The 4,770-nt window shown below is 59.5% G+C and carries 3 protein-coding genes and 1 pseudogene; 3 read left to right on the plus strand and 1 reads right to left on the minus strand.

Annotated elements, in window-relative coordinates; translation table 11 throughout:
* Positions 1 to 161: 161 nt before the first annotated feature.
* Positions 162 to 296 (plus strand): annotated as a pseudogene (gene rpsU, locus VNX23_RS15525) (30S ribosomal protein S21); the annotation flags it as partial.
* A 254-nt stretch (positions 297 to 550) separates the two neighbouring features.
* On the opposite strand, the gene VNX23_RS15530 reads toward rpsU, so the two are convergent.
* Positions 551 to 772 carry a hypothetical protein gene (locus VNX23_RS15530; protein WP_325631411.1) on the minus strand — a complete coding sequence of 74 codons (222 nt, stop codon included), beginning with the start codon at positions 770 to 772 and terminating at the stop codon, positions 551 to 553.
* Positions 773 to 1,073: 301 nt separating this feature from the next.
* On the opposite strand from VNX23_RS15530, the gene VNX23_RS15535 reads away from it, so the two are divergent.
* Together VNX23_RS15535 and VNX23_RS15540 are read left to right on the plus strand one after the other, a co-directional pair.
* Complete coding sequence (locus VNX23_RS15535) at positions 1,074 to 1,373, plus strand: hypothetical protein (protein WP_325631413.1); 300 nt, start codon at positions 1,074 to 1,076, stop codon at positions 1,371 to 1,373.
* 808 nt (positions 1,374 to 2,181) lie between these two features.
* Positions 2,182 to 4,125 carry a PrkA family serine protein kinase gene (locus VNX23_RS15540; RefSeq protein ID WP_325631415.1) on the plus strand — a complete coding sequence of 648 codons (1,944 nt, stop codon included), beginning with the start codon at positions 2,182 to 2,184 and terminating at the stop codon, positions 4,123 to 4,125.
* Positions 4,126 to 4,770 lie beyond the last annotated feature (645 nt).

A 4,770-nucleotide genomic window follows, 5' to 3' on the forward strand; every position in this document is an offset into this window, starting at 1 on the left:
AGCTCGGCGTTCATTAGGCACGCGCCCAAGCCGTGAAGTCGCATGAGAAATTCTACTTCTTCTTTTTGAGGCTGAGAATATAGGCGATCAGGTTCTTCGACTCAGCGCTCGAAACTATGGACTCGCCCCGTTTTCGCAGCCCGAACGTGAGGAGCAACTTTTTGCAGATATTTGTCCGCGATAACAACGTCGAGCAGGCGCTCCGCGTGCTCAAGAAGAAGGTGCAGCGCGAGGGCGTGTTCCGGGAAATGCGGAGACGCCGTTTTTACGAGAAGCCCTCGGAGGAAGCTGCGAGGGGACATTTCGTCCCCTTGCGTTGCCCTGCGGAACCAGCGTGGTGCGCGCTTGGTCGGGCAAATCGATCCTGCATTTCCCATCGTCTACATGACGGGCGCTGCCGCCGACGATTGGCGTCGGAAGGCGTGCCTAACAGCTTCTGCTGAAAAAGCCGTTTGCTCTAGCGCACGCATCCTTCGTTAACTTGAAATGCAGTAACGCGGCTTAGGCGGAAAAGGAGCGGCGTCTTATCCGATCAGCGCCGCACTCTTCGCTATTGACGCGACAACTGCTGTTCGATGACGATACCAAACGCTTCGACGCCTCTCTCATAGTTGCGGGCGGTCGACTCGACGTTCTCGGCCCAGATTCTCAGCATCGAGGTCTGAAATTGAATGAACGGCATGGCCGCATTGATCCCGATCGCGGCGGTGGCAGCGATGCGGTTCTCTTGCTCGCGGGCCATGCGATGGACGTCCAAGCTCGTGTCAGCCATGTTGTCTCACCCCTTCTTGGTTTTTGGCCCCCGCCACCTAAAGAAATGCCAGCGACGAGAATGGTTCAGAAAAAGGAGATTACAAATCGCAATCCGCAGAGCGGTCGACAATCGATGTTGAACGTTCCAAAATCGGAACGATAATAGAGGGCGCTGAGGCTTTTCCGCTCCATTGACTGGCTGGAGAAATCGTGGGCCAAACCGAACGACCGACTTGCCCGCGCTAGATCGAGAGGGGGTCAAACTGGCCGCTAGCCGCATCTGGCTACGCGATTATGAGTCCGCGCCAGGCGCGCCAGCTATGGCAGTATTGAGAAATGGCGCCGTGCGGGCGGATGTGCCCGGCGGTCGCGGTTCGGAGCGATCCGGGGCCTTACTTTTGGGCAGGAACGATCCCGGTTTCGTGCGTATGGTTGTCGACGCCCTGCTCAACGGATTGTGCGGCATGGATTGGGCTGACTATCTCCGGGACCAAGCGACCATGTATCGGCAACTAGCCGAGCGGACCGATGATCCTGCCGTCCAGAACGAGATGCTTGAGTTGGCGTCTGTCTGTGAGGAGGTCGCCAATAACATGGAGGATCATCTGACAGGCGGGTGAAAGCAGCGGCCCCCGAGCACCGGAAACGCCCCAAGGCGCACAGAATCATCAATCCGCGCCTGTAAGAATGCACAGTGCCGCCCAAGCGGAGTATGTTCGCTGGCGGCGCTGCTCATTTATAGCTGGGCCCTTAAATTCCCGCACGAGTGTGCGAAGATTCAATGCCAGAACGCGTCTTCCCGTAGTCCTACGGACCCCGATAGCACCGGGCCTGTGGCAGGGGGAGCCAACGCCTCGTCGCTGGTTGCACTGCACTCGGAAAGGTCTCTTCGGGTCAAACTGAGACGTCTGAGCCTCGGATACAAAAGTCTGCTTGACCCTCACAGCCGGACATTGCGCAACCTGTACAGGTGGGCTTTTTCATTTCATCTCTGGCTCTGCGCGCATGAAGCAGCGGGCCCGGTCCGCAACCCAGAGCAGCCAGAGTTTTCACCCCCACGGTATGGCCAATCGGGAGTCGGCCGACTGCTGAGGCAGAGATCTGTCAGACGCTTCCAACGATACCGAGATCCACGGGCCGACACAAAACCGAATACCCCCGGCCCTCCCTGCGGAATTGATCCGGCAACCGCATCGCATGAGGGCGCAGATGCCAACGTCCCCACGGGATTGGAGCCCGGTGGTGCGAAGTGACGCTGGATCAACGCAGTCTTCCCATGTTGCGACCGGCCGCCTTGATATCCTGTTCGCGAATAGCCAATTCAGACACATGTTGGAATGGGAGGACCCGACTGCACGATGAGATGAACTGACTAAGGCCGGTACCGAGTGGTAACCCGACTCGGTTCACCAGTGCGTGGAGGGGATCATGTATAGCGATTCGCTGTTCAACGCTTTCGCTCGGTCCTTCGAGGCTCGAAGTCAGACCGACCTGTCGATGGCGGAATATCTGGAATCGTGTCGAACAGATCCGATGCGATGCGCTAATGCGGCCGAGCGATTACTAGCTGCGATCGGTGAACCTCAGATGATCGACACGGCCAAGGACCGTCGCCTTGGCCGCATCTTTTCCAATCGGACAATACGCAGCTATCCGGCCTTCGCCGGCTTCCATGGCATGGAAGACACGATCGAGCGCCTCGTTGGTTTCTTCCGCCATGCCGCGCAGGGGCTCGAGGAGCGCAAGCAGATCCTCTATCTGCTGGGTCCCGTTGGCGGCGGCAAGTCATCGCTCGCCGAGCGGTTGAAGTCGCTGATGGAAGTTCATCCGATCTATGTGCTCAAGGCCGGCGACGAGCTCAGCCCGGTGTTCGAGTCCCCGCTTGGCCTGTTCGATCCCGAAAGCCTCGGACCGATGATCGAGGAGAAGTATGGCATTCCTCGCCGCCGCCTCAACGGCTTGATGAGCCCGTGGTGCTACAAGCGGCTCGAAGCTTTCGGCGGCGACATCTCGCAGTTCCGCGTGGCAAGGATTCAGCCCTCACGGCTGCGGCAGATCGCGATCGCGAAAACCGAGCCGGGCGACGAGAACAACCAGGATATCTCTTCGCTGGTCGGCAAGGTCGACATCCGCAAGCTCGAGACCTACGCGCAGAACGATCCCGACGCCTACAGCTATTCCGGGGGTCTCAATCGCGCCAATCAGGGCATCCTCGAATTCGTCGAGATGTTCAAGGCGCCGATCAAGATGCTGCATCCGCTGTTAACGGCGACGCAGGAAGGCAACTACATCGGCACCGAAAATATCGGCGCGATTCCCTTCGGCGGCATCATCCTGGCGCACTCGAATGAGGCGGAATGGCAGGGCTTCAAGGCCAACAAGAAAAACGAGGCGTTCATCGACCGCGTCTGTGTCATCAAGGTTCCGTACTGCCTGCGCGTGACCGAGGAGCAGAAGATCTACGAGAAGCTGATCTCCGGCTCCGAGCTTGCGGCCGCGCCGTGTGCGCCGGCGACGCTGGAGACGCTCGCCCGCTTCTCGGTAATGTCGCGCCTGCGCAAGCACGAGAACTCGACGCTGTTTTCCAAGATGCGGGTCTATGACGGCGAGAGCCTCAAGGAGACCGACCCCAAGGCGCGAAGCGTCCAGGAGTACAAGGATACGGCCGGCGTCGACGAAGGCATGGACGGCGCCTCGACCCGCTTTGCCTTCAAGGTGCTGGCGGCAACCTTCAACCACGACACCGCCGAGATTGGCGCCGACCCGGTCCACCTGATGTATGTGCTCGAGCACGCGATCCGGCGCGAGCAGTTGTCGGAGGAAACCGAGAAGCGTTATCTCGAATTCATCAAGGCCGAGCTCGTGCCGCGCTACGCGGAGTTCATCGGCAACGAGATTCAGAAAGCGTATCTGGAATCCTACGGCGATTATGGCCAGAACCTGTTCGACCGTTACGTCGATTACGCCGACGCCTGGATCGAGGACCAGGACTTCAAGGACCCCGACACCGGCCAGATGCTCAACCGCGAGCTGCTCAACCAGGAACTGACCAAAATCGAGAAGCCCGCGGGCATCACCAATCCCAAGGATTTCCGCAACGAGGTGGTGAAGTTCTCGCTGCGGTCGCGCGTTCGTAACGGGGGCAAGAATCCGCCCTGGACCTCTTATGAGAAGATCCGCGAAGTCATCGAAAGGCGTATATTCTCGCAGGTCGAGGACCTGTTGCCGGTGATTTCGTTCGGCACGAAGAAGGACGGCGAGACCGAAAAGAAACACGACGATTTCGTCGCTCGGATGCTGCAGCACGGCTATACCGAACGGCAGGTCCGGCGGCTCGTCGAATGGTACATGCGCGTGAAACAGGCCGGCTGAGGCGGCTGACCCAGTCGCGATGTTCATTGTCGATCGGCGTCTGAATCCGGGCAGCAAGAGCCTGGAGAACCGCCAGCGTTTCCTGTGTCGCGCCAAGGCGTGGGCAGTCGAAGCAGACGAACAGCGTGCGGTGTGAAGCCTGCCGCGCCTGTTCCATGCCGATGGCGAAGAAAATCAAATGTGAGACTCTTAGAGCTGATAGGAGTAGGCTCGCCCATCACCGCCCGCTGTGAATACCGCAAACTAGATCCGGACGTATTGATGGTGCAAACCTCCTAGAATTGGGTGGCCGAGGATTCGTCCAGTTGTCGCCGCGCTCCCCATGGCAAAACGGATATGCTGAAAGGCTGATCGGCTCGATCCAGCTTCAAACCCGGCCCGCGACGGCAACCAGCCCGGCGGCGATCTTTCAGCGGCGCCGCCGTTCGGCGCCTTCGCGCCAAACCGGGCGCAGCAAGAGGACCAACATGAGCGGGTCGGAGTTCGAGCGCGAAAACATCGTGACGGATGCGCTGTCGGCGGACCCGGCCTCGAAACCGTTTGAACCCGCGCGCGAGCATACCTGGCGCCCGCCCGCCGAAGGCCTTTACGACCTGTCGCTGGAGAAGGATTCCTGCGGCGTCGGCTTCATCGCCAATATCAAGG

This window comes from Bradyrhizobium sp., assembly GCF_035570375.1.
GTDB lineage: Bacteria > Pseudomonadota > Alphaproteobacteria > Rhizobiales > Xanthobacteraceae > Bradyrhizobium.

What these genes read in the sequence shown, in the direction of transcription:
- VNX23_RS15530 (WP_325631411.1), bottom strand. Translation starts at nt 772, where the DNA reads ATGGCTGACACGAGCTTGGACGTCCATCGCATGGCCCGCGAGCAAGAG.
- VNX23_RS15540 (WP_325631415.1), top strand. Translation starts at nt 2,182, where the DNA reads ATGTATAGCGATTCGCTGTTCAACGCTTTCGCTCGGTCCTTCGAGGCT.
- VNX23_RS15535 (WP_325631413.1), top strand. Translation starts at nt 1,074, where the DNA reads ATGGCAGTATTGAGAAATGGCGCCGTGCGGGCGGATGTGCCCGGCGGT.